Origin of the sequence: Larkinella arboricola (assembly GCF_003259745.1) — a bacterium.
GTDB lineage: Bacteria > Bacteroidota > Bacteroidia > Cytophagales > Spirosomataceae > Larkinella > Larkinella arboricola.
Genome location: NZ_QLMC01000007.1, coordinates 158,523 through 182,866 on the forward strand (window position 1 = coordinate 158,523; position 24,344 = coordinate 182,866).

The window sequence follows — 24,344 nt, forward strand, 5'->3', positions numbered from 1 at the left end:
CGTGGGAAAAACCGTATTGATTCTCCTAAGCATCTGGCTGTTTATAGCCGCCGTTCCGAACGGTCCCAAACCGGCTCCGAAAGCGGCCTACCGGGTTGAGACGATTCCGATGCCCGACGGACTGAGCGCCGAAACCGGGGCCATTGAGTTTTTGCCCGATGGCCGACTGGTCGCTTCGTTCCACCGGGGCGAGGTGATGATTTATAATCCAAAAAACCGTCAATGGAGCCTGTTTGCCGAAGGGCTGCACGAACCGCTGGGCATTCTGGTCGTCAGTAATTCGGAGCTGATCATCATGCAACGACCGGAACTAACCCGTGTGAAAGACCGCGACGGCGACGGGAAAGCGGATTTGTACGAAAAAGTGACCGACGCGTTCGGTATTTCGGGCAATTACCACGAGTTCAATTACGGCCCTATTCGGGACAAGGACGGAAATCTGTTTATTGGCCTGAACACGGCTTCACCGAACGGCGGGGTGCGAAGCGAAGTGCGGGGGCTGCGCGATACCGTGGGTACTGACCATCCGAAGCAGATGTTTTCGCCGGTGCCGTACCGGGGCTGGATTATGAAACTGACGGCGGATAACAAGCTGGTGCCTTACGCCAGCGGTTTTCGATCTCCGAACGGGCTGGCTTTTGATGCGAAAGGCCGACTGCTGGTGGCCGACAATCAGGGGGATTGGGTGGGTACGAGTCCGCTCTTTCACGTGCAGGAAGGCAGGTTTTACGGACACCCGGGTAGCCTGGTCTGGAACGAAAACTGGCGGGGCGGCAATCCGTTTACGATGCCGCTACCGGAGTTGGAAACCATGCGCACGAAAGCGGCCGTCCTGTTTCCGCACGGGATTATGGCCAATTCCATCACGCAGCCGGTTCTGGATAAGACTGGCGGAAAATTTGGGCCGTTTGCCGGGCAGCTTCTGATCGGCGAGATGAATCAGGAGCGGATTGTGCGGGTGATGCTGGAGGAAGTGGATGGGCAGTTGCAGGGAGCCTGCATCCCGTTTCTGGACGGGCAGGGGCTTCGGAAAGGCAACAACCGACTGGCGTTTGCGCCAGACGGTAGCCTGTGGACTGGCCAGAACGACCACGGCTGGGCGGGTGCGCAGGGCATTCAACGGATTGTCTTTACCGGAAAACCGCCGATGGATGTGTATACCATGAACCTGACGCCGACCGGTTTTGAACTGACGTTTACCCAACCCGTTGATCCGGCTGCCGCTACTCAACCGGATAATTACAAGTTCCGGCATTATCGCTACGAATACCACAAAACCTACGGTTCTCCGCAGTTCGACGTGCAGGCCGTGCCGGTCAAAACCGTTACCATTTCCAAAGACCGCCGGAAAGTCACCCTGACGCTGGACGAGCTGAAACCGGGGCTGATTTACGAATTGACCCTGGGCGAAATCCGGGCCGCGAACGGTGAGCCACTGGCCAATAAGCTGATTTGCTACACGCTCAACAAGTTGAAACGATAGCGCTTAGATTCTGGCTAATCTACGGCTAAGACGGCCCCGTGCGTCTGCCGGATCACCCCACGGAGCAGCGGATTGAACGTGCCAAAAACCGTCACAGCCGCTTCGGATAGCCAGGTGTCGCCGAAAAGCCGTTGCACGGTCCGGCCCACCCAAAGCCGTCGGGAAAACCGCGCCGACCATTCCGTCTGATACCGTTGTTCCAGTTCGGCCCGCGACATTTTTCCGGATAGATACCGGGAACACAGTGCACTGACGAGCTTGCCGCTGTGAATGGCCAGGGCCATACCGTTGCCGCAGAGGGGCGTAATCAGGCCCGCCGAGTCGCCCGCCATAAGGATGTGCTGCTCGACGGCCTGCTTGGGTGCAAACGAAAATTCGTTGATGACCTCTGGTTTTTCATACAGAAATTCTGACCGCTCATAAACCCGTTTGAGGTGCGGATTTTGAAATAAAATGGCCTCCTCCATCGCCGGAATGGTGCCAAACGGGCGGAGGTTTTCGCGGGTGGTCAGGTAGCAGAGACAAAACTTACCGTCTTCGATGGACGACAGCCCGCAGTAACCGTTCGGGAAGTTGTGCAGGGCAATGGTATCAACCGGCGCATCGGTCCGGATGTGGTATTTCACCCCCAGATAGGGCGACGGTTTTTGCATGAATGACCGCTGCAACTGCTTATCGATCTTCGACCGTTTGCCAAAAGCGCCAATGACCAGACGGCTGTTCAGTACCTGTCCGTCGTTTAATTCCAGCGTAAACCGATCCGCCCCAAACGTGACCGCTTCGACCTGTTTGCCCAATAAAAACCGTACGCCCGCCGACTGAGCCAGTTGGTATAGGGCGTGATCGAGCGCATAGCGGCTGAGTCCAAAACCGCCCAGATCCAGCGCCGTTTCCAGCAACCGGCCCGAAGGCGAGGAGAATTGAAACCGATCCATGTGCGTGGCCCCCAACGTCCGCAGATCGACGCCCAGCGATTCGAGATAGGGCCGTACTTCGTTGGAGATGTATTCGCCACAGACTTTGTGAAACGGGTAGGTTTTCCGCTCAACGATGGTAACGGCGTGGCCCGCCCGCGCCAGTTCCAGTCCGCTGACCAGCCCGGCCAGCCCACCCCCAATGATGATAACGTCCATGCGGTAACCCGTCTGTCTGGTTAGAAAAGGATAAAGTCGAAGCTAAATCGACGGAATATAAACAAAACCGTTCCAACGTCAGGAAGTTTGCAAACCGATCCATCAGGCGGGGCATCGATTAAAAAAGAAAACCCGGATGGGGTACATCCGGGTCCAGGTAGCTATAGTGAGTAGAACGCCTTGTTGTTATTCGGCTTCCGCACCGCCGTCGTAGCTGATTTTCGGAATGGCTTTGTCGATCATGTACCGACCAACGCCTTCTTCGCCAATCACGTCGAACAGTTCGACGGCCCGGCGGGCAACGTATTCTTCTTCAATCTGCTCATTGACAAACCACTGCATGAACTGGTCGGTGGCGAAATCGTTCAACTGGCGGGCCGTACCCACAATGCGGTTGATCGAGTTGGTAACAGCGATTTCCTGTTGCAGGGCCAGTTCAAAGATGTCACGGAAACCGTCGAAATCCTGCGGAACGTTGGTGATTTCCGGAGAGATGGCGTGGCCGCCCATATCAGACACGTAGTTGAAGATCTTCAGCATGTGCTTGCGCTCTTCTTCCGATTGCTTATAGAAGTAACCGGCGCTGTAGTCGAAACCGTTGCGGTCGCACCACGCAGCCATCGCCAGGTAAATAGCGGATGAATGCGCTTCCATTTTTATCTGTTCGTTGAGAATCCGCTCAATTTCTTCCTTCAGCGAGGTTCTCATTCTAACTAAGTCTTTCATCAGTATTATCAGTTTTAGTTCTTGTTCGTGTGGGCAGCCGTATGTGCCGATTGTGTTACAAGAATACTGATTTCAACCGAAAAAAGTTTTGGGGAAAGAATATTTGGAAACAGTCTACTTTTAGAGTTTCAGACAGATAGGAAAGAAAACCGGTTGGAAGCAGGGGCGATTAATAAACCAGCGTGCTGCACAGTCGCTCGTGGAGCAGCGTATTCAGATCGAGCACAAAACGGGTTCCGGCCAGCAGATCGCGCAGGGCGATGAGGTCGCAGAGGTTGAGAACAAACAGGTAATCGGTACGGGGCGCGTCGATCACCTCCACATCGTAGGCGTCGTCGGTATTAAAGATCATGGTGTGAATATCCACCGAATCAACCCGCTTCTTGAACGTCAGAAAATCGGAAATTCGGAGCGAAACGCGCGCTTCACCGAACTGAATAATGATCCGATTGGTTGTATCGCATTGATAGGTTGTGCCCTTGGCGTTGGCAAACAGTTCAGTTAAGGAGTGGGTATTCGACACGGATGATACAAAAAATTACTGTGAAAATCGGATTCGAATGCGTTTGATGCTGTAAAAATACAATTGGATTGCAGACATGTCAAGATTAATTTGAACTATTCTAAATAAATTTTCAACCCACGTAAGGTATTGACCTGAAAGCCGGTGAAGGATGAGACGGGAGAAAAACGGATGGGTTTCTGCTAAATTTCGCGACGGACGTGTTTAAGCCGTTTGCTATTCATTTACATTTGTTGTCTATCTTGATTGTGCCGCATGAACCGTAATCTAGCTGACGGACTGAATTTTTTCTCTAAACTGACTCCCAAACGCGCCTGGAATGCGCTGAAAGTGTTGTCGAGTTATTACGAGTCGAAGTGGACCGGGAAAGCCGTTCACCGGGGTTCGCCCATTGCCCTTTCGTTTGAACCCACCACCTCCTGTAACCTGCGTTGCCCCGAGTGTCCGAGCGGTTTGCGTTCGTTTACCCGCCCGACCGGTATGTTGCCCGCCGATCTTTTCAGGAAGACGATTGACGAGATTGCGGACACGCTCATGTACCTGACGTTTTATTTTCAGGGCGAACCGTATCTGCACCCGGATTTTCTGACGCTGGTGGGCTATGCCTCGAAGAAAGGCATTTATACTGCCACCTCCACCAACGCACATTACCTGACCGACGCCAACGCCCGCAAAACCGTGGAGTCGGGCCTGGACCGGCTGATTATTTCTATCGACGGCACCACGCAGGAGGTTTACCAACAATACCGGGTCGGCGGAAAGCTGCACAAGGTGCTGGAGGGAACCCGAAACATCATCAAATGGAAGAAGGAACTCAAATCCAGAACGCCCCACGTTATCTTTCAGTTTCTGGTGGTGAAGCCCAACGAACACCAGATCGCCGAGGTGTACCAACTGGCGGAGGAACTGGGCGTGGATGAGGTCGGGCTGAAAACCGCCCAGATTTACGACTTCGAACACGGCTCTGACCTGATGCCGACCATTGACAAATATTCCCGTTACGAAAAAACCGCCAGCGGAACCTACGCCATCAAAAATGCCCTGGACGGCCACTGCTGGAAAATGTGGCACTCCTGCGTCATTACCTGGGACGGTCTGGTGGTGCCCTGCTGCTTCGACAAAGACGCCCACTACCGGCTGGGCGATCTGAAACAGCAAACGTTCGCTCAATTGTGGGACAGCGAACCCTACCAGCAATTCCGGCAAACCCTCATTCACTCGCGCTCCGGAATCGAGATGTGTAAAAACTGCACCGAAGGAACGCAGGTCTGGGCCTGAACCAGTTAAGAGTTAAAAGTTAAGAGTTAAGAGTTGGCTAACGCGTTTAACTCTTAATTCCTAACTCTTAACTCTTAACTCCCCCTGTGGAACATGGGTAAAAAAAGCGTGAAACATTCCTTGCTTTAGAAGAACCATCTCCTGATATTTGGGGCTGCAACGAACAAACCCATGGGTAAAGTTATAGCTATTGCCAACCAAAAGGGGGGCGTCGGGAAGACCACCACAACGATCAATCTGGCGGCCAGTCTGGCGGCTCTCGAATTCCGAACACTGATTGTCGATGCCGACCCGCAGGCCAATTCCACGTCGGGTTTAGGGTATAATCCGAAAGAAATTGAGAACAGCATCTACGAGTGCATGATCGAAGACATCCGCACGCGTGACGCCGTTATCCAGACGGATTTTCCGAACCTCGACCTGCTTCCGTCCCACATCGATCTGGTGGGGGCCGAAATTGAGATGATCAATCTCAAAAACCGGGAGGAGAAGATGAAAGAGGCCCTGTATGATGTGAAAGAGGAATACGATTTTGTGATCATTGACTGCTCTCCCTCGCTGGGTCTGATTACCATCAACAGCCTGACAGCCGCCGATTCCGTGATTATTCCGGTGCAGTGCGAATATTTCGCCCTGGAAGGTCTCGGGAAGCTGCTGAACACCATCAAAATCATTCAGTCGCGGCTGAACACCGCCCTGACCATCGAAGGCATTCTGCTGACGATGTACGATCTGCGCGTTCGGTTATCCAACCAGGTAGTTGGCGAAGTGACGGCGCACTTTCAACAGATGGTTTTCAACACCATCATCCCCCGCAACATACGGCTGAGCGAATCGCCAAGTTTCGGATTGCCGGTTCTGGCACAGGACGCCGATAGCAAAGGTGCCATCAGTTATCTTAATCTCGCCCGCGAAATTCTGGCTAAAAATGGCCGGTTACCGCAGGATCAGACCGTGTAAGCACCCTTATAAAGAATCAAGCCAGTCATGGATAATACGAACGCAAAAAGTAATCCGAAAAAAATGATAGGTCTGGGCAGAGGATTAGGAGCCTTATTGCACGACAGCGAACAGGTAAACCGACCGAGCAAGCCGTCGCCGTATGAGTCGATTTCGACGATGACTGAAATCAATGTCAATCACATCGAAACCAATCCGTTTCAGCCCCGGACGCGGTTCGATGAAGAAGCCTTGATGGAACTGGCCGAGTCGATTCGCGTGCAGGGAATTATCCAGCCTATCACAGTTCGGCAGATGGGGCGCGACCAATACCAGTTGATTGCCGGGGAACGGCGGTTGCAGGCATCCAAACTGATCGGTTTGACAAACGTTCCGGCGTTTGTCCGGCAGGCCAACGATCAGCAGATGCTGGAAATGGCGCTGATCGAGAACATTCAGCGTGAAAACCTGAACTCCATAGAAATTGCCCTGAGCTACCAGCGGCTCATTACCGAATGCAGTCTGAAACAGGAAGAACTGGGCGCCCGGGTGGGAAAAAACCGTACGACGGTCAATAACTACATCCGGTTGCTGAAACTGCCCCCGGTGATTCAGGCCGCTTTGCGCGACACCAAAATTTCAATGGGGCACGCCCGGGCCATCATCAACGTTGATAATCCGGATATTCAGATCAGGCTCTTCAACAAAATTATCGAAGAAGACTGGTCGGTCCGGCGCGTGGAGGAAGCCGTCCGGAATCTTTCTGCGGCTCCGCAGGCCGAACCCGAACGCCGTTCGACACCGTATAAGCAGGAAATTCGGGGGCTTCAGTTCAAACTGTCGTCGCTGTTTGGTACCAAGGTGTCCATCAAAGCCGATGACAAGCACAAGGGCGAGATCAAAATACCGTTTACGTCGCAGGATGAAATGAACCGGATTCTGGAAGTGCTGAATTATAAAGCCTAAAAAATGTTAATTCTCCGAAATGCGGTTTTATTCCGGAACGATTGTTCGTTTATAGAATGACAATCAGGTGTTTATTCCAACGGAGAATCCATGAAAGCAGGAGAGCGGCTCTTTGAACAAATGAACTGGCGAAAATACGTATGGGTGGGCGTACTGCTGCTGGCACTGGGCGGGAAAACCGTCGCCCAGAATCCGGCTCAACCCGTACGGGATTCGGTCGTGAATCTCCAGTCGGCGCCCGTTTTGCTGGATTCGCTGGGAAAATCGGTGGCCCTGGATACCGTACCGCTGACCGCCAGACAGAACGCCAGAATTCGTAAGATTATACCGAAAAAGGCTACCGTCCTTTCGGCTGTTTTACCGGGTTTGGGGCAGGTTCACAACGGTCACTGGTGGAAAGTACCCATCATTTACGCCGGTTTTGGAACGCTGGTTTATTTTTCTCAGATGTACGCCGAGGATTTTCGGTTCTACCGGAAATACGGAAAAATCGCTTATACTAGTAACCCGCAGGAAGCGAAGGTGCCGGGATACACCGATCCAATCAGCGTCTCTCAGCTGGAGCGGGTGGCCCGGGCGGTATCGCGGTACCGGGATTACAATTACCTCGGCATTGCGTTGCTGTGGGGCGTTAACGTAATCGAAGCCAACGTGACGGCTCACCTCAAAACGTTTGATGTTTCGGAAGATCTGACCCTGAAGGTGGAGCCCAGTCTGCTGATGCCCGCCGTAGGAACGATGCCGGTGCCGGGCGTGCGGGTTGCATTTCAGTTCAGAAAATAAAGTAGAATTGGTTCGTCTGGCGTTTAGGGATGTATAATCCCGCCGATACAGGCCGGACCATAAACAGGATTTGAATGAAAATACTCTTACTCGGTTACGGCAAGATGGGTAAAACCATCGAGCAGATTGCACTGGATCGGGGGCATGAAATTGCAGGCCGGATTGATCTGCAAAACCGCGCCGAACTCGATACGCTTGGGGCGTCGGATGTGGATGTGGCCATTGAATTTAGCTCGCCGGAATCGGCCGTTGCCAACATTCAGGACTGCCTGAAACGGGGTTGGCCGGTCGTTTGCGGCACAACCGGCTGGCTGGGCCACCGGACTGAAATCGAAGCCCTGTGTCGCGAAACCAACGGCGCTTTTTTCTACGCATCGAACTACAGCATCGGCGTCAACCTGTTTTTTCGGCTGAATAAGATTCTCGCCCGGTTCATGAAAAGCTATCCGTCATACCGGGTTTCGATGACCGAGGTACACCATACCGAGAAGAAAGACGCGCCGAGCGGCACGGCCATTACCCTGGCCGAAGGAATTATGGAAGAACTTCCCACCAAAAAACGCTGGAGCAGCGAAACCGCCGAACAACCGGATGCCGTCGCCATCGAATCCCTGCGGGAAGGAACGGTGCCGGGAACGCACGTGGTTCGTTACGATTCCGAGGTCGATACCATTGAAATCAAGCACGTGGCCCACAGCCGGCAGGGGTTTGCTCTGGGAGCCGTCATTGCTGGCGAATGGCTGGCGGGTAGGCAGGGCATTTTCGGCATGGAAGACCTGCTGGGCGAAACCGTAGCTGTCTAACTTAATCAGATCCCGAACAGCAGACGATCCATAAGAAGCAGGAGATAATCGATTGAAAATCGGTTCGTTATTCAATATTCATTGTTCATTATTTTCAACAGTATGTCTGTCGTTAAAAATCAGGAAACCACCCCCCGGCACAGCGCCAGGAAAAAATCGCCGTTCCGCGAGTGGCTGGATTCCATTGTGTTTGCGGTAGTGGCCGCTACGCTGATCCGGTGGCTGTTTATGGAAGCGTTTACGATTCCGACGCCCTCGATGGAGAAAAGCCTGCTGGTGGGCGATTTTCTGTTTGTCAGCAAACTGCATTACGGAACCCGGACCCCGAAAACCCCGTTGCAGGTGCCACTGACCCACCAGAAAATCTGGGGAACCGAAATTCCATCGTATCTGGACTGGATTCAGTTGCCCCAATACCGTCTGCCGGGCTTTTCGTCGGTCAAGCAGGGCGATGTGGTAGTCTTTAATTATCCTCCCGAAGACTATCCAACCGACCTGAAAACCAATTACATCAAACGCTGTATTGGCGTGCCGGGCGATGTGCTGGAGCTTCGCGACCGCCAGGTTTTTGTGAACGGAAAGGAGTTTGCGGACCCCGTGAAAGCAGAAGCGGAATACTTCCTGAAAACCAATTCCGTTGTCAGCGCGAAGGTTTTCAAACGGTATGACATCACGGATTACGAGCAAAGCACGGAGACGTATAGCGACACGATTGCCGCCAACGATGCGTCGGGTTACCGGATTCATACCACACCCGAAACCGCAGCTTTGCTGAAGCAGCAGGACTTTGTGCAGGGCCTTGAGGTGATCAACACGCCCAAAGGCTCCGTGAATCCGTACCAGCCGGTTTATCCGCAATCGCCCCTGTTTCCCTGGAATGTGGACAACTACGGCCCCATTACCGTTCCGAAGGAAGGGGTAACCATCCAGCTGGACGAAAAGAACATTGCGCTTTACGGGCCGGTGATTCAAAAATACGAAGACAACGAGAAGGTAGAAATTGCCGAGAAATCAATCAAGATTGACGGCAAGGCCATCACCTCGTACACCTTCAAACAGAATTATTACTTTATGATGGGCGACAACCGGCACAATTCCGCCGACTCCCGGTATTGGGGTTTTGTGCCGTCCGATCACATTGTCGGAAAAGCGGTTTTCATCTGGATGTCAATTGACCCGAACCCGGAAAGCATCCTGAGCAAAATTCGCTGGAACCGCCTGTTCCGGATTATTGACTAACCTGGTATCACCCCACTTTAGTCGGTGCCCTGGTTTGTTCGCTGGAAGAAGCAACGATGGAGCACGGATTAAAGTGGGGAGGGCTAATTACCATTCAATTTCGGGTAACCCTTTGCTTTTCAGATACGCATTTGTCTGGCTAAAGTGTTTGTTGCCAAACCAGCCACCATGTTGAGCGGCCATTGGCGAAGGGTGTTTCGCTTTGAGAACCAAATGTTTACTGGCGTCGATGATGGCGCCTTTTTTTTGTGCGTAAGCGCCCCACAGAAGAAAAACCAGGTTTTCTTTTTCGTCGGACAGGTGCTGGATGGCGGCATCCGTAAACGTCTCCCAACCCTTGTTCTGGTGCGAACCGGCCTGGCTGGCCCGAACCGTCAGGGTTGCATTGAGCAGCAAAACTCCCTGAACCGCCCAGCGTTCGAGGTTACCGGATTTTGGGATGGGCGAGCCCAGATCGTCCTTGATTTCTTTGAAAATATTGAGCAGCGAAGGCGGTTTGGTTATGCCGTCGTTGACCGAAAACGCCAGACCATTGGCCTGCCCTTCGCCGTGGTAGGGGTCCTGCCCCAGAATAACGACTTTCGTCTGGTCGAACGGGCATTTGTCGAACGCATTAAAAATCAGTTTACCCGGCGGGTAGCAACGCTGCGTGCTGTATTCGACCCGAACGAACTCGACCAGGTTCTGGAAATACGATTTTTCAAATTCATCGTGCAGCCGTTGCTGCCAGGAGGGTTCAATAACGACCTTCATGCAAATGGGGTTGGGATACCGGTTTAAGGTAACGATGGTAATAACTGCGTTGAACAGGGGGTTCCTGCAACAAAATTGCGCAAACCTAAAATTATTTTTGGACCCTGCTAGAATTATAAACTCTTAAATTTTATTTTCGTTTTAAGGTTGTCAAACAACAGGCTATTCGAATGATATCGGCAGTTACCGACGGCGTCAAGGTCAGTGTTGTGACCGAATACCAGCCGGAATATTCCAGCCCATCGCAGGCACATTTTGTTTTTACGTACCGGATCACGATCGAAAACAACAGCAATGCGACGATCCAGTTACTGCGACGCCATTGGGTCATTTATGACGCTCATGGTTCGGCGCGGGAGGGGGAAGGTGCGGGCGTGGTCGGGCAGCAGCCCATCCTGGAGCCCGGCGAGACGCACGAGTACGTTTCGGGCTGTAACCTGCGTTCGAGCCTGGGCAAAATGGGCGGTACATACCTGATGGAGCGGGTGGTTGACGGGAAGCAATTCCGGGTCAACATTCCCGAATTTACAATGGTTGTTCCGTTCCGATTGAATTAGTTTTTCTGTAAAAGTCCGCCAGAGCGGTTTTCATTGTTTGATTCGAGCGTATCTTAATTTTCTTCTCAAGGCCCGCGGTGCGCATTCCCTGCATTCGCCGTTTGTTTTTGATCTGTATACCAACCTCATCCGTGCTGATAATCCGCGCGAGCCTGCCTTTGCGCCAATCCGTGCGCTGCAAAAGGAACTGCTGAACGAGAGCCGTACCATTCAGATTACAGACTTTGGAGCCGGTTCCCGCATCAATAGCGCCCGCCAGCGCGCCATTCGGGATATTGCCAAAAATTCGCAGAAACCGGCCCGGTTCGGTCGTTTGATGTACCGGTTGATTCAACGGTTTGGTTCAAAAACGATTGTTGATCTGGGAACTTCACTTGGCATCACAACGCTGTATGAAGCCGCTGCCGCCCCGACGGCCCAGCTCCTGACGTTTGAAGGCTGCCCCCAGACCGCAGCCGTGGCCGCAGCCAACTTCCGGAAGCTAAACCGTCAGAATATCGAAATTGTAACGGGTAATCTGGATGAAACGCTGGCCGAACGATTGAAAACCGTTCCCGCCATCGATTTTGCGTTTTTTGACGCCAACCACCGTTACGAACCAACCGTACAGTATTTTAAAACCTGTCTTTTAAAGGCTCATCATGAATCCTGTTTTATTTTTGACGATATTCACTGGTCGGATGAAATGGAACAGGCCTGGGAAACGATTAAAGCACACCCGTCTGTAACGGTTTCCATTGATCTTTTTTACATTGGCCTGGTGTTTTTTCGACCACAGCAGCCCAAGCAGGATTTTATCCTAAGGTTTTAAACGAACTGTCGTGCATTCTAAAAATGATCGGCCATCCTGCACGTTATTGGTATACTAGCCGGTATACCGACAAAGGTTCCTGCGATCATATCACTGTTTCATGAAAGATTTTTTTCATCCTATCCGCCTGAGTTTACTGGGGGCGCTGGGGCTGGGTTTGCTGGTAGCTTCCTGCCAGAAATCCGATGATACGCCCGACGAGCAACCTGCGCCGGTCGCCAGCAGCTTTGAGCAGTTGCAGCGACGGATTCTAACGCCTACCTGTGCCACGTCCGGCTGTCATTCCTCCGAATCGGATGCCATGTTTAGCCAGCACCGGCTCGTACTGGCCGCGGGAGTCGGCTATAAAAATCTGGTGGGTGTTGCGCCTGCCAACAGTACGGCCAAAGCCAACGGTTTGATGCGTGTAAAGCCGTTTGCGTCGCAGGAGAGCCTGCTGTACCACAAACTCAATGCTGCCGCCGGCCACCATAGTGGGGCTAATTATGGCAATCCGATGCCGCTGGGCGGGGAGTTGTTAACCGTTGGACAGATCGAATTTGTTCGTCGCTGGATTGAAGCCGGAGCACCGCAAACGGGAAGTGTGGTTGATTCGACCTTGCTGGATGATAAAACGCCGAGTACGCCCTCCGAAAACTTTGAAGCCCTGAAAGCCCCGGCGGCTGGGGCCGGATTCCAGATTCACCTCGAACCGTTTACGGTCGTTCCGAATTTTGAACGGGAGTTGTTTGTCAGGAAGTCGATTGGCAACACCAAGCCCGTGTATGTGAACCGGTATGAAATCAAGATGCGCCCCAACAGCCACCATTTCCTGGCCTATACGTACCGCGATAATGATAAGCTGCCGACCATCAATCAAATTCGTGATTTGCGCAATCCCGATAATTCATACAATCTGGAAACGGCACTATCCATGCAAAATCATATCTATTTTGTTGGTTCACAGGCCCCCTATACCGATTTTACGTTTCCGGAGGGCACGGCTTTGCTGGTTCCGGCCAACGCAACCCTGGATTTGAATTCGCACTATGTCAATAAAACGGCAACACCCATTACGGGCGAAGCGTACGTAAATCTCTATACCGTCGATGAGTCGAAGGTGAAAACCGTGATGAAAATTATGGACTTCACCAATACCAACCTGAACATCCCGGCGAAGACGCGTGTGACCATTTCCAAGACGTTTACGATGTCGCGACCTATAAAAATTCTGGTTCTGACTTCGCATTCACACAAACTGGGTGAAAAATTTGTCGTCAGAATTAAGGGAGGAGCCAGGGATGGCGAAGTGGTTTACACCTCGACAAGCTGGGAGCATCCCGAAATTACGACCTATAAAACACCCATTGAACTGGCAAAGGGAGAAGCAATTGTGTCCGAAATTACCTATAACAACACGACCGATAAAGACGTGAAATGGGGCCTGACCAGCGAAGATGAGATGGGCATTGTTTTCGGGTATTATCTGGAAGAGTAATCCGGTTTTATCTGAAATAAAAAAAGCCGTTCTGGAAACAGAACGGCTTTTTTGGTATCAATAAAGGGAATTACCGGGCAATTTCGATTTGAACCCGTTTACCCTTGATGGTATTTCCTTCCATGACATCCACCACCCGGTTGGCTACATCGCGCGGAACGTCAACGTACGTGTGTTTGTCGAAAATGTCGATGTGACCGATGCTGCTGCCCGGAATGTTGGCTTCGCCGGCAATGGCGCCTACGATGTCGCCCGGACGGATGAAATCACGGCGGCCTACGCTAACATACAGACGGGTCATGTTCGCTTCACGTTCGCGGGGAGCCCGGTCGCGGTCTTCCCGCTCAAACCGACGGCCTTCACCGCGGCTTTCGTCACGATTTCCAAAACGACCACCCCGGTCGCGGTCTCCGAAACGGGCTTCACCCCGGGTACCCCGGTCGCTGAAACGGCCTGAGCCCTCACCGCGTCCGCGATCACCAAATCGACCGGAACTTTCGCGTCCACCGCGATCACGGTCGCCGAAACGGCCTGATCCTTCCCGGCGTTCGCGACGATCATCGTCGTGGCCCAGATTCTGGTCAGAGAATTCGTTTTTCTCGATGCCCATGCCCCGTTTTACCAGCGCAGCAACAATTTGTTCCGTCGTAAAACCGGCGTGTTGCAGTGCCGTCAGCATGTCATCGTACAGGTTCAGATCGTTGCTGGTTTCAATGCTTTGTTTCACCTGGTCAATAAACCGGGCTTTACGCAAACCAACGATGTCTTCGAACGTAGGAATAACACCTTTCTCAACCCGAACTTTGGTATAGTTCTGGATTTCGCGGAAACGGTATTTTTCGTCACGGCCCACCAGTGAGAACGCTTTACCCGATTTTCCGGCGCGTCCTGTCCGGCCAATCCGGTGTACGTAATATTCTTCGTCGAGCGGAATATCGTAGTTAATAACGGCGTCAACATTGTCAACGTCAATACCGCGGGCGGCTACGTCGGTGGCTACCAGAATGTTGGTAACTCCCGAACGGAATTTTGACATAACGTTGTTGCGTTGCGCCTGACGCAGATCGCCGTGCAGACCTTCGGCCTGATAACCGCGAACCTGCAAATCTTCAACGATTTCGTCTACCCGTTTTTTCTGGTTACAGAATACCAGCAGCAGTTTCAGGTTGTAGGTGTCGATCAGACGGCACATTACTTCCACTTTCGCTTTCGGTTTCACTTCAAAGTAAACCTGCTCGATATTCGTGTTGGTCAGCTCGTTTTTAACAACCTTCACCAGCACGGGATCTTTCTGGAACCGTTGGGTGATGGCCATAATCGGTTTCGACATGGTGGCCGAAAACAGAATCGTCTGACGTTCTTCCGGCATCTCTTCCAGAATGCCTTCAATGTCCTCGCGGAAGCCCATGTCCAGCATTTCATCGGCTTCGTCAAGAATCATCATTTTGACGTTGTCCAGCTTCAGCGTCCGGCGCTCCATATGGTCCATCACGCGGCCCGGCGTACCGATTACAATATGAACACCGGTTTTCAACGACTTAATCTGCCGGTCGATGGAATCACCGCCGTAGATCGCTTCAACCCGGATTCCCCGTTTGAATTTTGATAATTTCTTAACCTCATCGGATACCTGGAGCGCCAGTTCGCGGGTTGGGCACAGCACCAGCACCTGCGGATGGCGTTCGGCCACATCGATCATCTCGATGGCCGGGATACCAAAGGCTGCGGTTTTTCCGGTTCCCGTCTGAGCCTGACCAATAACGTCGCGGCCGTCGAGAATGGGAGGGATGGCTTCAGCCTGAATGGGAGAGGGGTGCTCAAAACCCATTTCGGTGACAGCCTGTAAAATGTCATCAGATACATTTAAATCGGCAAATGTCCGTTGCGGAGTTGCCGGTTTGTTACTTACTTCCTGTTCAGTGATTTCAGGATTCATACCTTGTAAGAGTTTTTAAAATGAAACTACTACAAGCGTTTATCGGCAGGAGTACTCGTTCTGCACGGCCATGCAGTCCGATTGCGAAAAATCGGCAACGATACGTACTATGTGATTGAGATACAGTCGTGAAGGAACCCCCGAAATTGCCCAGCTTAGCCCAAAGTGAATGATTTCACCAATGCGATTGCCCCAACAGATGCGCCCAACGAATGTTAAACCCCTTTCCGGTTGACATCCGTGCTGCTCTGTGGTTCTACTAAAAATCTCATGAAGAGTATCTTTGTACAGAGTTCGGACGGATGTCCGCTTGAAATTTTTACAAAAGTACTATTATTATTTGATAATTGCAAGTGATGCACACAAATAATTGTATTATTTTACGAAGCCGCTTCTTGTAGTACCGATAATATAGCGTCCGCTTTTAATAAACATTCTTCATATTCCTGCTGAGGGTCAGCGTCGTACGTGATGGCGCTACCCACCGAAAAAGAAGCGTCGCCGGTGGACGAATTATAAAAAATACTTCGGATGACCACATTCAAATCAAAATCGCCTTCGGGCGTAATAAAACCCGCGGCCCCCGAGTAGAGCCCCCGGCGACTGGCTTCGTACTGGTCGATCAGTTCCATGGCCCGCACTTTGGGCGCTCCGGTCATGCTGCCCATCGGAAACGCATTTTTGATGGCCGTAGTAAAAGGCAAATCCGCTCTCAGGGTCGCTGAAACCGTTGAAATCATCTGGAAAAGTTGCCGGAACGGATAAATACCGAAGAGCTCATCTACCTGAACGGTTCCGGTTTCGGCGCTGCGGGCCAGATCGTTGCGAACCAGATCCACAATCATCAGATTTTCGGCCTGCTCTTTTTCGCTGCTGCGTAGCTGCTGCCGAAGCCGTTCATCATCGGAAGGGTCAGTTCCGCGCCGAATCGTGCCTTTGATAGGTTGAGAAATGAGCCGGTTGCCGGTTTTTTTTAAAAAACGCTCGGGCGAAGCGCCTATGACGTAGTGATTACCGATTCGCTGAAAATGAGAAAACGGCATGGGTGATCGCTCCGTCAACTGGTCATATACCGAAAGAGGGTCGAGCCGGGTATTTTCGAGAAAAAACTCCATGCAGTAGTTTAGCTCGTAAACCGTACCGTCAATAATATCCTGCTGGATTTTCCGAACGGTCTGGCGGTATTCCTCCGGTGAAACCCGGCACCGCACGGTTTCCCGCACCCTGCTTGCTGAAGAAGCGGGCGGATTGCGCCGGTGGAGCGGACTGGCGGTAATTTCGTCGATGACCTGATCGGGATTGCCCCACGAGCGGACGGTCATTCGGTTGCGATCAAAGTCAATGAGGTGCAGCGGCTGGAAGAAATACACGTCCGGAAAGCCCAGTGCATTGGGGTGGCGACTTTCCAGCGATTCAATCCGGTTTTTTAGATCATAGCCAAAATAACCGACCAGAAAATCCGGATGCTGCTGATGATGATGGTACAGGGTGTCGAAAGGATCGGTGTGGGGGCTAAACGCAACCGTTTTATAAACACCAACCGCCAGCCGATTGGGAAATGCCGCGTAAGGAAGCGAAAATCCGGGCAAATAGGCGGAGTTGTTACTAAAAAAAACAACGTGATCGGATTGGCGGATGGCCCAGTGTAAAGCTTTCTTCAGCCAGAAATCAACGGGTTCTGAACCCGTTGACTCCAGCAGTATCGTACGTTCGTGACGAGAGGCACTGATGCCCATTAGTTATGCTCCAGGTGAACATCGATGGCAATGTCTTTACTTTCGGCATTTTTTCCGATTCGGAATTTTACCTCATCGTCGACCTGCAACTCGTTAAAATCGATATCGTTTAAACTCGTATAATGAAAAAACAGGTTGTTAGGGGGGTAATTGATAAAACCGTACCCATTTTTTAAACTGCGTATCGTGCTGATTTTGTATTCGGAGTCCTCCGAATCGAACACTGTTGGGGCGGCCGTATAACGGTCATATTCCTGGGCAAACGTCATGTTGGTGTCGTCGCCCGCCACCATCCGGGTCGATTGCTTTACGAAGAGATTCTGAATAAGCGGATCGTTTTTTCGAAGCCGGGTGTCGATCATTTCATGCATCGCAACCGGGTACGAAACCTCTTTCAGCAGGTCCTGCGAGGTGCGGGTAACCAGCTTTTCACCTTCATCATTGTAGTACTCAAAGTCCCAGCTCAGGACCATAATTCGGGTTCCGAGCGTATTGAGTTTGCGAATCAGGGGTACATAATCGCCATCGGCGGTAATCAGAACCACCACATCGAATTGCTTGGAGATGGTTAATTCGAAGGTTTCCAGGGCCAGCCAGACATCGATGCCTTTTTCCTGCCGTGAACCCTGAAAGGTTTTAACCGGTAAGTAATGCGTAACGACTCCTTCTGACATCAGAATATCGTCGAACAAACGGTCGTAGAACAGTTGATTGCCGCGTTGGCTGGCTTCATGCGCATTCAAACGCCCTCGGAAATAGTGGGCGTCGACAATCTGGCATAAACGGAAATCCGTCTGTTCTTCTAGTGCTACCTGGGCGCGGATGAATTCATGTAAACCCGAAATACTGATGCGGCTGCGTCTTTCGTGGGAGTAGTTATAATAATTACTTACGTGCAGGAAATAATTACCATCATAAATTACCGCGATACGAGTTAGTTTGCTGCTTTTTTGACTTTGCATTTCTAATTACTAAGAAGATAATGATAGTGACAATTAAGATGTAAAAAAGATACGGGATCGCTGTTTTAGTATTTTATTGCGTAAACTTATTTATCAGGGCGTTTACTTAGTGGTTACATACTATTTTTTTATAACTTCTTATAGATAAAAATTTGTATACAAGGTTTAAGCGGGTGCAAAATACTAAAAAATAACGCACATACCATTCCATTTCGTCTATTCGCTACCTTTGCACACCACTAATAAACAGTCATGAAGAAAGTTCTGTTCATTGATCGGGATGGTACCATCATCTTCGAACCCCAGCCTGACCAGCAGGTCGATTCGCTTGAAAAATTGGAATATATTCCGAAAGTCCTTTCCAACCTGCGCAAAATTGCCGAGGAAACCGATTTTGAACTGGTAATGGTTACCAACCAGGACGGTTTGGGAACGGCTGTGTTTCCGGAAGACACTTTCTGGCCCGCCCACCACAAAATGATGAAAACCCTCGAAGGGGAAAACATTCATTTCAAGGCGGTTCATATCGACCGCACCTACCCGCACGATAACGCGCCTACGCGCAAACCCGGCATCGGTATGCTGACCGACTACCTGACCGGGGAGTATAATCTCCCCGAAAGCTACGTGATCGGCGATCGGTTGACGGATATTCAAATGGCTGTCAATTTAAATGCCAAAGCCATCCTGATTGCTCCCCAAGATCCAACGGAAGGCATGACCGACGCTATGCACCAGGCCCTGGCCCTGTGTACCGACGATTGGGACCGCATTTACGAACTGCTCAAATTGCCTGCCAGAATTGCCACGGTCGACCGAAATACGAACGAAACCCAGATTCATATTGAACTGAACCTGGACGGGCGGGGTCGGGCCAGCATCGAAACCGGCCTTGGTTTTTTTGACCACATGCTCGACCAGGTGGCCCGACACTCCGGTGCTGATCTGACCATCCGGGTCAAGGGCGATTTGCACATCGACGAACACCACACCATCGAAGATACGGCCCTGGCGCTGGGGGAAGCCTACCGCCGGGCGCTGGGCGACAAACGGGGCATCAGCCGGTACGGGTTCCTGCTGCCGATGGATGAAGCCCTGGCGCAGGTCGGTATTGATTTTTCAGGTCGCCCCTGGCTGGTCTGGGATGCGGAGTTCCGCCGGGAAAAAATCGGGGAAATGCCTACCGAGATGTTCTACCATTTCTTTAAGTCGTTTTCGGATACCGCCCTCTGTAATCTGAATATCAAAGTAGAAGGCCAGAACGAACACCACAAAATTGAAGCCATTTTTAAAGCCTTCGCCAAAGCCATCAAAATGGCGGTGAAACGCGACCTGAAAGCACTCGACACACTGCCCAGCACCAAAGGGGTATTGTAAAAGAAAAACCGTTTTGAAGATTAATCCCGCCAAGTGTGGGCCGCCAATTCAGTTTTTTATATTTTTGCGCCAGAACCAAAAACAGGTACCATTATGTTAATGAATATTGTAACGATCCTTTTTTACGTCGTCCTGTTAACAGCGGCTTTCATTACCGGACGCTGGCTGGAAAACAACGAGCGGAAGTATTAATTACGACGAATAAACGGTTTGCCGCGTGGATGACGCCATTGTCCACCGATAAGGCCGCTATATATTTCAGAAAGGACCCCCGTGGGTCCTTTTTTTATGAATAATCCGGACCACGGAGCCAGCAGGAAAAAAAGTTAATGCCATTCCAACGGTGATCGATTTTGCGGGGTCATGCTGGAAACAATAACAACAAAGTAAATGGCACCATTTAAAACATTGTACGGATTACTGCTGGTTGGTTTACTGGCGGTAGGCTGCGAAAAAGACAACAAAGTCGTTCCCGTCGAACAAAATTCGCCTGTCACGGTGAAAGTCAACCAGTCGGCCCGGGTTAAACAGAATGTTACCCTGAGTGTTGACAACATCACGGACAGCCGCTGCCCGGCCAATGTCACGTGTGTCTGGTACGGAAACGCGCAGGTGAAGTTTACGCTGAAGGACGACACCGAATCAAAAACCGGCGAATTATGCATCGGCCAGTGCGGTCAGCAAATGCAGAATCGCAGTTCGGTGACGCTCCAGCTGGGCAGCGAAACCTACGAAGTAACGCTGTCGGATGTGCAGCCTTTCCCGGGGACCAAACCGGATGGAACACCGCAGGAAGCCGTTGTAACGGTTACGCAGAAGTAAGTAGTAACTGGACGGTATTCGTGAGCCCGCCGGGTTTAAACCCGGCGGGCTTTTTTATGGGTTAAAGCATACCTTCGTCCGCAAAACTCAGGTACGATCGGTCGGTAAAAATCAGGTGGTCGAGTACCGGAATGTCCAGCAGACGCCCGGCCTCCTTCAGCTTTCGGGTCAGGTCTTTATCGGCCTGTGAAGCCGTCAGATTGCCGGAAGGGTGGTTATGAATCAGGATAATGGCGCTGGCCAGTTGTTCGAGAGCAGGTTTGAAAATTAACTTCGGGTCAGCCACCGTTCCCGACACGCCACCCGAACTGACCAACACGGGGCGGATGACTTCATTGGCCCGATTGAGCAGCAAAATCCAGAATTCTTCGTGGGGCTTGTCGAGCAGGTGCGGTTTTATTTCCTCGTACACATCGCCTGAGCTGGTAATACGCGTGCGTTGCGGACGGTTTTCTTCTTTCCGGCGACGGCCTAATTCGAGAGCCGCCACGATGCTGATGGCTTTAGCCTCCCCAATTCCCCGAAACTTTGACAGGTCGCTGACGCTCAAACGGGCCAGTTCGTTTAGGTTATTGCCGACGCTGTTCAGGATAATTTTTGATACATCGACGGCGGAAAGGTCGCGGGTTCCGGAGCCAATCAGAATGGCGATGAGTTCGGCATCCGAGAGGGCGGCCCGCCCTTTGAGCATCATTTTTTCGCGGGGACGGTCTTCTTCCGCCCAGCTCAGAATCTTGCGGGAATTGTCGTACGTCATGGTGGATGGTGTGGTAGAGCAACAAAAAAAACCTCACCCGAATAAATCAGATAAGGTTCTTGGTCGTGTTTGATTCGTACACATGGACTTGAGTCCGTGAAATACACTAAATCGAACTACGCACAGGTAATGGCCTAAAAAAAGGTCATTCCGTGGATAAGTTAAGCAGCAGCAACAGCCAAACCGTTGACGTGTTTCGCCAATTTAGATTTGTTGTTGGACGCTTTGTTTTTGTGAATAATGTTACGTTTTGCCAGTTTATCCAGCAACGACGACACCGTTTGGAACAGTTCCGTTGCAGCCGCTTTATCCGTTGTCAGCCGCAATTTCTTGATCATCGTACGGGTCGTTTTGTGTTGGAAACGGTTCAACAAACGTTTCTTTTCGTTTGCCCGGACCCGCTTCATTGCCGACTTATGATTTGCCATTGCTTATTTGGTACAGTATACAGTTTTCTCACAAATGTCCGCAAAAGTAGGCATTTATGAGATACTATGCAAATAATTCTCACTTCACCTTTCAGAGCTTACTGCCGGATGTCGGAATGAATGGTGAACACCTTGTCCCAGCTTTTCTGATTATTTTTTACAAACTCCCGTTGCTTTTCATTCCGGGTATACGTCTCAATATCAGCTTCGCTCTGAAATGTGAGGTAGTGTACAACATCATATTCGGATGAAGTGCCACCGACGCCCTGTAAAGTCTTTCCGGAGGTATAAGAAATGATCTGAGGGATTTCATGCTTTAAAGCTGCAAACTGACGCATATGCTGCTCAATTGCTTCATTTTTAGTGCCTTCTTTGAATTTAAAGCATATGATTTGCTGTTTCTGGGCTTTTCGTGCGGGTGAGTAGGCACCGTAGATAATCAGTCCAAAAACCCCAAAGAAGAAAAGAATCAGGCCGTAGCCCAAAGATTTGCGTTTCATGATTTTGTCAATTTGGCTTTATTCGAAATAATATTCTGAATAACATAGCCGTTTATAAATAAAGTGTAAACTTTTCTTTTTAAAGTACTATGTTTAGCCAAAAGTACTACTTAACTATTTTGAACCAACTTTTTTTACTCTTTTTTTTTGAAACGGTCGCTTCTGCTTATTCGGTTGCGGCTCCGCAGTGGGGATTTTATGGGCATAAACGGATCAATCGGCTGGCCGTTTTTACGTTGCCGCCGGAAATGATCGTCTTCTATAAAAAACATATTGACTACCTGACCGAGAACGCCGTAAATCCTGACAAGCGCCGGTATGCGGTCGTGGGGGAGGCTCCCCGGCATTTTATCGACCTGGATGCTTACGCCGATACATCAGGCCGTACCCTGCCGCGGATGTGGAAACAGGCGGCTGAACGGTACGGAGAAGACACGTTGGCCTTACACGGTATTGTGCCCTGGCATATTCAACTGGTTAAGTATCAGCTCACCGAAGCCTTTAAAGCCCGCGATGCCCGGCGTATCCTGAAAATCTCGGCGGACCTGGGCCATTATATTGCCGACGCCAACGTACCGCTGCATACAACCCGCAATTACAACGGGCAACTAACCGGGCAGCAGGGGGTTCACGGCTTTTGGGAGTCGAGGTTGCCGGAGTTGTTCAGTAACGATTACGACTTTTTTGTGGGTCCGGCTGCTTACGTAGACTCCCCGCAGAAACGCGCCTGGCGAGCGGTTTTTGATGCGCATATGGCGCTGGATTCGGTCCTGAGCATCGAACGGGAACTAACGGAACAAGTGGGCGAAACCCGTAAATACGGTTTTGAAGAGCGTAATAACCTGACCACAAAGGTCTATTCCGAGGATTTTTCCCGGAAATACCATGAACGGCTGCGGGGTCAGGTGGAGCGGCAGATGCGGGCGTCCATCAAAATGGTGGGCGATTTCTGGTATACCTGCTGGGTGGATGCCGGGCAGCCGGATTTAAAGAGCCTGGCAGATTTTACGCTGGCTGAAACTGACCGGAAGGCAGAAGCAGACGAGCAGCAAAGCTGGCTGAAACGGCTTTTGAAAGTCCGCAGTGAAGACTAGTTGCCCCGAATTTTCGTAGCTTCGCCCCGCAAAAGCAGCTTTAATTCAATGAATTTACCAAAGATATATTTGCGCTCCGGGCGCGAGGACGCCATCCGGCGGTTTCATCCCTGGGTATTTTCCGGCGCCGTTGCCCGGACCGAAGGCGAACCGCAGGACGGTGATGTGGTGGAAGTGCTGGATAAAAAAGGAAACTACCTGGCAACGGGCCATTATCATAACGGCAGTATTCTGGTCCGGATTTTTTCGTTTCAGCCGGTGATTCCCAATGTGGCCTACTGGACGCAGAAACTGGCGAATATCCGGACCGTTCGGGCGGCCCTGTTGCCTCCCGCTACCAATTGTTACCGGCTTGTGCACGGTGAGGGCGACGGCTGCACGGGTTTGATTATTGATATGTATAACGGGGTGGCGGTATTGCAGGCCCATTCCATCGGAATGCACCGCGAACGGAATTTGATTACCGAAGCCCTCAAAAATGTGTTTGGGAACGAACTGCGGGCGGTTTACGACAAAAGCGCCGAAACGCTCCCCGACGAATACGCGGCCTCTGTTCAGAATGCCTACCGGTATGGGTTGGTGGATGTGCCCCATGAGGTAGAAGAAAACGGGCACAAGTTTCTGGTGGATTGGATTAGTGGTCAGAAAACCGGCTTTTTTCTGGACCAACGCGATAACCGCAACCTGTTGGCCCGGTATTCGGCCGGGAAAAAAGTCCTGAATGCGTTCTGTTACTCCGGTGGTTTTTCGGTGTATGCGTTGCAGGCCGGAGCGCGGCTGGTGCATTCAGTAGACGCTTCCCAGAAAGCCATTGACCTGACGAATCGAAACGTAGCGCTTAATTTTGGCGAGGCTCAGGCGGCCGACCGGCACGAAGCTTTTGCCGATGATGTCATGAAATACCTTCAGGCGCACGACGATGAATACGAAGTGATGGTGCTGGACCCACCGGCTTTTGCCAAAAGTCTTTCCGCGCGTCACCGGGCCGTGCAGGGCTACAAACGGCTGAATGCCGAGGGGTTGCGCCGGGTGGCCAAAGGCGGAATTCTCTTTACCTTTTCGTGTTCGCAGGTGATTGACCGGGAGTTGTTTTATAATACCGTTGTGGCCGCAGCCATCGAAGCCGGGCGGCAGGTGCGGGTGTTGCACCACCTCAGCCAGCCCGCCGATCACCCCGTTAATCTGTTTCATCCCGAAGGCGGTTATCTGAAAGGATTAGTTCTGTGGGTGGAGTAATTATCCAAGATTATTTATAAACTTG

At 51.3% G+C, this 24,344-nt stretch carries 24 protein-coding genes; 14 read left to right on the forward strand and 10 right to left on the reverse strand.

Features of this window, described 5'->3' with window-relative positions; genetic code table 11:
- Position 1 precedes the first annotated feature (1 nt).
- A complete protein-coding gene (locus tag LX87_RS24470) occupies positions 2 to 1,483 on the forward strand; it encodes a DUF7133 domain-containing protein (protein ID WP_229310809.1) in 1,482 nt (493 codons plus the stop codon).
- Positions 1,484 to 1,497: 14 nt separating this feature from the next.
- Here LX87_RS24470 and LX87_RS24475 read toward each other — a convergent pair whose 3' ends face one another.
- From LX87_RS24475 to LX87_RS24485, 3 genes are all read right to left on the reverse strand, one after another.
- Positions 1,498 to 2,616, reverse strand: a complete 1,119-nt coding sequence (locus LX87_RS24475) for an NAD(P)/FAD-dependent oxidoreductase (RefSeq protein ID WP_111630926.1) — start codon at positions 2,614 to 2,616, stop codon at positions 1,498 to 1,500.
- Between the two features lie 186 nt (positions 2,617 to 2,802).
- Positions 2,803 to 3,342: a ferritin gene (locus LX87_RS24480; protein ID WP_111630927.1), complete on the reverse strand. Its 540-nt coding sequence runs from the start codon at positions 3,340 to 3,342 to the stop codon at positions 2,803 to 2,805.
- Between the two features lie 169 nt (positions 3,343 to 3,511).
- Positions 3,512 to 3,865 (reverse strand): hypothetical protein, encoded by a 354-nt coding sequence (locus LX87_RS24485; protein ID WP_111630928.1) that lies wholly within the window; start codon positions 3,863 to 3,865, stop codon positions 3,512 to 3,514.
- 255 nt (positions 3,866 to 4,120) lie between these two features.
- Between LX87_RS24485 and LX87_RS24490 the strand changes: the two genes are divergently transcribed.
- The 6 genes from LX87_RS24490 to lepB all read left to right on the forward strand — a co-directional run bounded on the left by LX87_RS24490 (position 4,121) and on the right by lepB (position 9,873).
- Positions 4,121 to 5,143 (forward strand): SPASM domain-containing protein, encoded by a 1,023-nt coding sequence (locus LX87_RS24490; RefSeq protein ID WP_111630929.1) that lies wholly within the window; start codon positions 4,121 to 4,123, stop codon positions 5,141 to 5,143.
- Between the two features lie 171 nt (positions 5,144 to 5,314).
- Complete coding sequence (locus tag LX87_RS24495) at positions 5,315 to 6,103, forward strand: ParA family protein (RefSeq protein WP_111630930.1); 789 nt, start codon at positions 5,315 to 5,317, stop codon at positions 6,101 to 6,103.
- Between the two features lie 27 nt (positions 6,104 to 6,130).
- Positions 6,131 to 7,048: a ParB/RepB/Spo0J family partition protein gene (locus tag LX87_RS24500; RefSeq protein WP_111630931.1), complete on the forward strand. Its 918-nt coding sequence runs from the start codon at positions 6,131 to 6,133 to the stop codon at positions 7,046 to 7,048.
- 90 nt (positions 7,049 to 7,138) lie between these two features.
- A complete protein-coding gene (locus LX87_RS24505; protein WP_146624546.1) occupies positions 7,139 to 7,831 on the forward strand; it encodes a DUF5683 domain-containing protein in 693 nt (230 codons plus the stop codon).
- A 74-nt stretch (positions 7,832 to 7,905) separates the two neighbouring features.
- Positions 7,906 to 8,634, forward strand: a complete 729-nt coding sequence (gene dapB, locus LX87_RS24510) for a 4-hydroxy-tetrahydrodipicolinate reductase (protein WP_111630933.1) — start codon at positions 7,906 to 7,908, stop codon at positions 8,632 to 8,634.
- A gap of 102 nt (positions 8,635 to 8,736) precedes the next feature.
- Positions 8,737 to 9,873: a signal peptidase I gene (gene lepB / locus LX87_RS24515; RefSeq protein ID WP_111630934.1), complete on the forward strand. Its 1,137-nt coding sequence runs from the start codon at positions 8,737 to 8,739 to the stop codon at positions 9,871 to 9,873.
- An 87-nt stretch (positions 9,874 to 9,960) separates the two neighbouring features.
- Here lepB and ung read toward each other — a convergent pair whose 3' ends face one another.
- A complete protein-coding gene (ung, locus tag LX87_RS24520) occupies positions 9,961 to 10,626 on the reverse strand; it encodes a uracil-DNA glycosylase (RefSeq protein WP_111630935.1) in 666 nt (221 codons plus the stop codon).
- Between the two features lie 170 nt (positions 10,627 to 10,796).
- Here ung and apaG point away from each other — a divergent pair, with 170 nt between their 5' ends.
- The 3 genes from apaG to LX87_RS24535 all read left to right on the forward strand — a co-directional run bounded on the left by apaG (position 10,797) and on the right by LX87_RS24535 (position 13,471).
- Complete coding sequence (apaG, locus tag LX87_RS24525; protein WP_111630936.1) at positions 10,797 to 11,183, forward strand: Co2+/Mg2+ efflux facilitator ApaG/CorD; 387 nt, start codon at positions 10,797 to 10,799, stop codon at positions 11,181 to 11,183.
- 37 nt (positions 11,184 to 11,220) lie between these two features.
- Positions 11,221 to 11,994 (forward strand): O-methyltransferase, encoded by a 774-nt coding sequence (locus tag LX87_RS24530; protein WP_111630937.1) that lies wholly within the window; start codon positions 11,221 to 11,223, stop codon positions 11,992 to 11,994.
- A 100-nt stretch (positions 11,995 to 12,094) separates the two neighbouring features.
- Complete coding sequence (locus LX87_RS24535; protein WP_111630938.1) at positions 12,095 to 13,471, forward strand: monooxygenase; 1,377 nt, start codon at positions 12,095 to 12,097, stop codon at positions 13,469 to 13,471.
- Between the two features lie 70 nt (positions 13,472 to 13,541).
- Here LX87_RS24535 and LX87_RS24540 read toward each other — a convergent pair whose 3' ends face one another.
- The 3 genes from LX87_RS24540 to LX87_RS24550 form a co-directional block, all read right to left on the reverse strand.
- Positions 13,542 to 15,407, reverse strand: coding sequence for a DEAD/DEAH box helicase (locus LX87_RS24540; RefSeq protein WP_111630939.1), 1,866 nt, complete (start codon positions 15,405 to 15,407; stop codon positions 13,542 to 13,544).
- A gap of 380 nt (positions 15,408 to 15,787) precedes the next feature.
- Positions 15,788 to 17,143, reverse strand: coding sequence for an anthranilate synthase component I family protein (locus LX87_RS24545; RefSeq protein WP_111630940.1), 1,356 nt, complete (start codon positions 17,141 to 17,143; stop codon positions 15,788 to 15,790).
- Positions 17,143 to 18,105, reverse strand: a complete 963-nt coding sequence (locus LX87_RS24550; protein ID WP_111630941.1) for an NYN domain-containing protein — start codon at positions 18,103 to 18,105, stop codon at positions 17,143 to 17,145. Before LX87_RS24550 ends, LX87_RS24545 begins: the two co-directional genes overlap by 1 nt.
- Before the next feature lie 252 nt (positions 18,106 to 18,357).
- Here LX87_RS24550 and hisB point away from each other — a divergent pair, with 252 nt between their 5' ends.
- Positions 18,358 to 19,482, forward strand: a complete 1,125-nt coding sequence (gene hisB / locus LX87_RS24555) for a bifunctional histidinol-phosphatase/imidazoleglycerol-phosphate dehydratase HisB (protein ID WP_111630942.1) — start codon at positions 18,358 to 18,360, stop codon at positions 19,480 to 19,482.
- Between the two features lie 390 nt (positions 19,483 to 19,872).
- The gene (locus LX87_RS24560; RefSeq protein WP_111630943.1) at positions 19,873 to 20,304 is read left to right on the forward strand and encodes a hypothetical protein; all 432 of its coding nucleotides are present in this window, start codon (positions 19,873 to 19,875) and stop codon (positions 20,302 to 20,304) included.
- 61 nt (positions 20,305 to 20,365) lie between these two features.
- On the opposite strand, the gene radC is transcribed toward LX87_RS24560, so the two are convergent.
- The 3 genes from radC to LX87_RS24575 all read right to left on the reverse strand — a co-directional run bounded on the left by radC (position 20,366) and on the right by LX87_RS24575 (position 21,989).
- Positions 20,366 to 21,061 carry a RadC family protein gene (gene radC, locus LX87_RS24565; RefSeq protein ID WP_111630944.1) on the reverse strand — a complete coding sequence of 232 codons (696 nt, stop codon included), beginning with the start codon at positions 21,059 to 21,061 and terminating at the stop codon, positions 20,366 to 20,368.
- A 161-nt stretch (positions 21,062 to 21,222) separates the two neighbouring features.
- On the reverse strand, positions 21,223 to 21,489 hold the full coding sequence (gene rpsT / locus LX87_RS24570) for a 30S ribosomal protein S20 (protein ID WP_111630945.1): 267 nt from the start codon (positions 21,487 to 21,489) through the stop codon (positions 21,223 to 21,225).
- Positions 21,490 to 21,587: 98 nt separating this feature from the next.
- Positions 21,588 to 21,989: a Dabb family protein gene (locus tag LX87_RS24575; RefSeq protein ID WP_111630946.1), complete on the reverse strand. Its 402-nt coding sequence runs from the start codon at positions 21,987 to 21,989 to the stop codon at positions 21,588 to 21,590.
- A gap of 89 nt (positions 21,990 to 22,078) precedes the next feature.
- Here LX87_RS24575 and LX87_RS24580 point away from each other — a divergent pair, with 89 nt between their 5' ends.
- Positions 22,079 to 23,083 carry a zinc dependent phospholipase C family protein gene (locus LX87_RS24580; RefSeq protein ID WP_111630947.1) on the forward strand — a complete coding sequence of 335 codons (1,005 nt, stop codon included), beginning with the start codon at positions 22,079 to 22,081 and terminating at the stop codon, positions 23,081 to 23,083.
- A 48-nt stretch (positions 23,084 to 23,131) separates the two neighbouring features.
- Entirely contained in the window at positions 23,132 to 24,319 is a 1,188-nt protein-coding gene (locus LX87_RS24585) for a class I SAM-dependent rRNA methyltransferase (RefSeq protein ID WP_111631054.1), read from the forward strand.
- Positions 24,320 to 24,344: the final 25 nt, after the last annotated feature.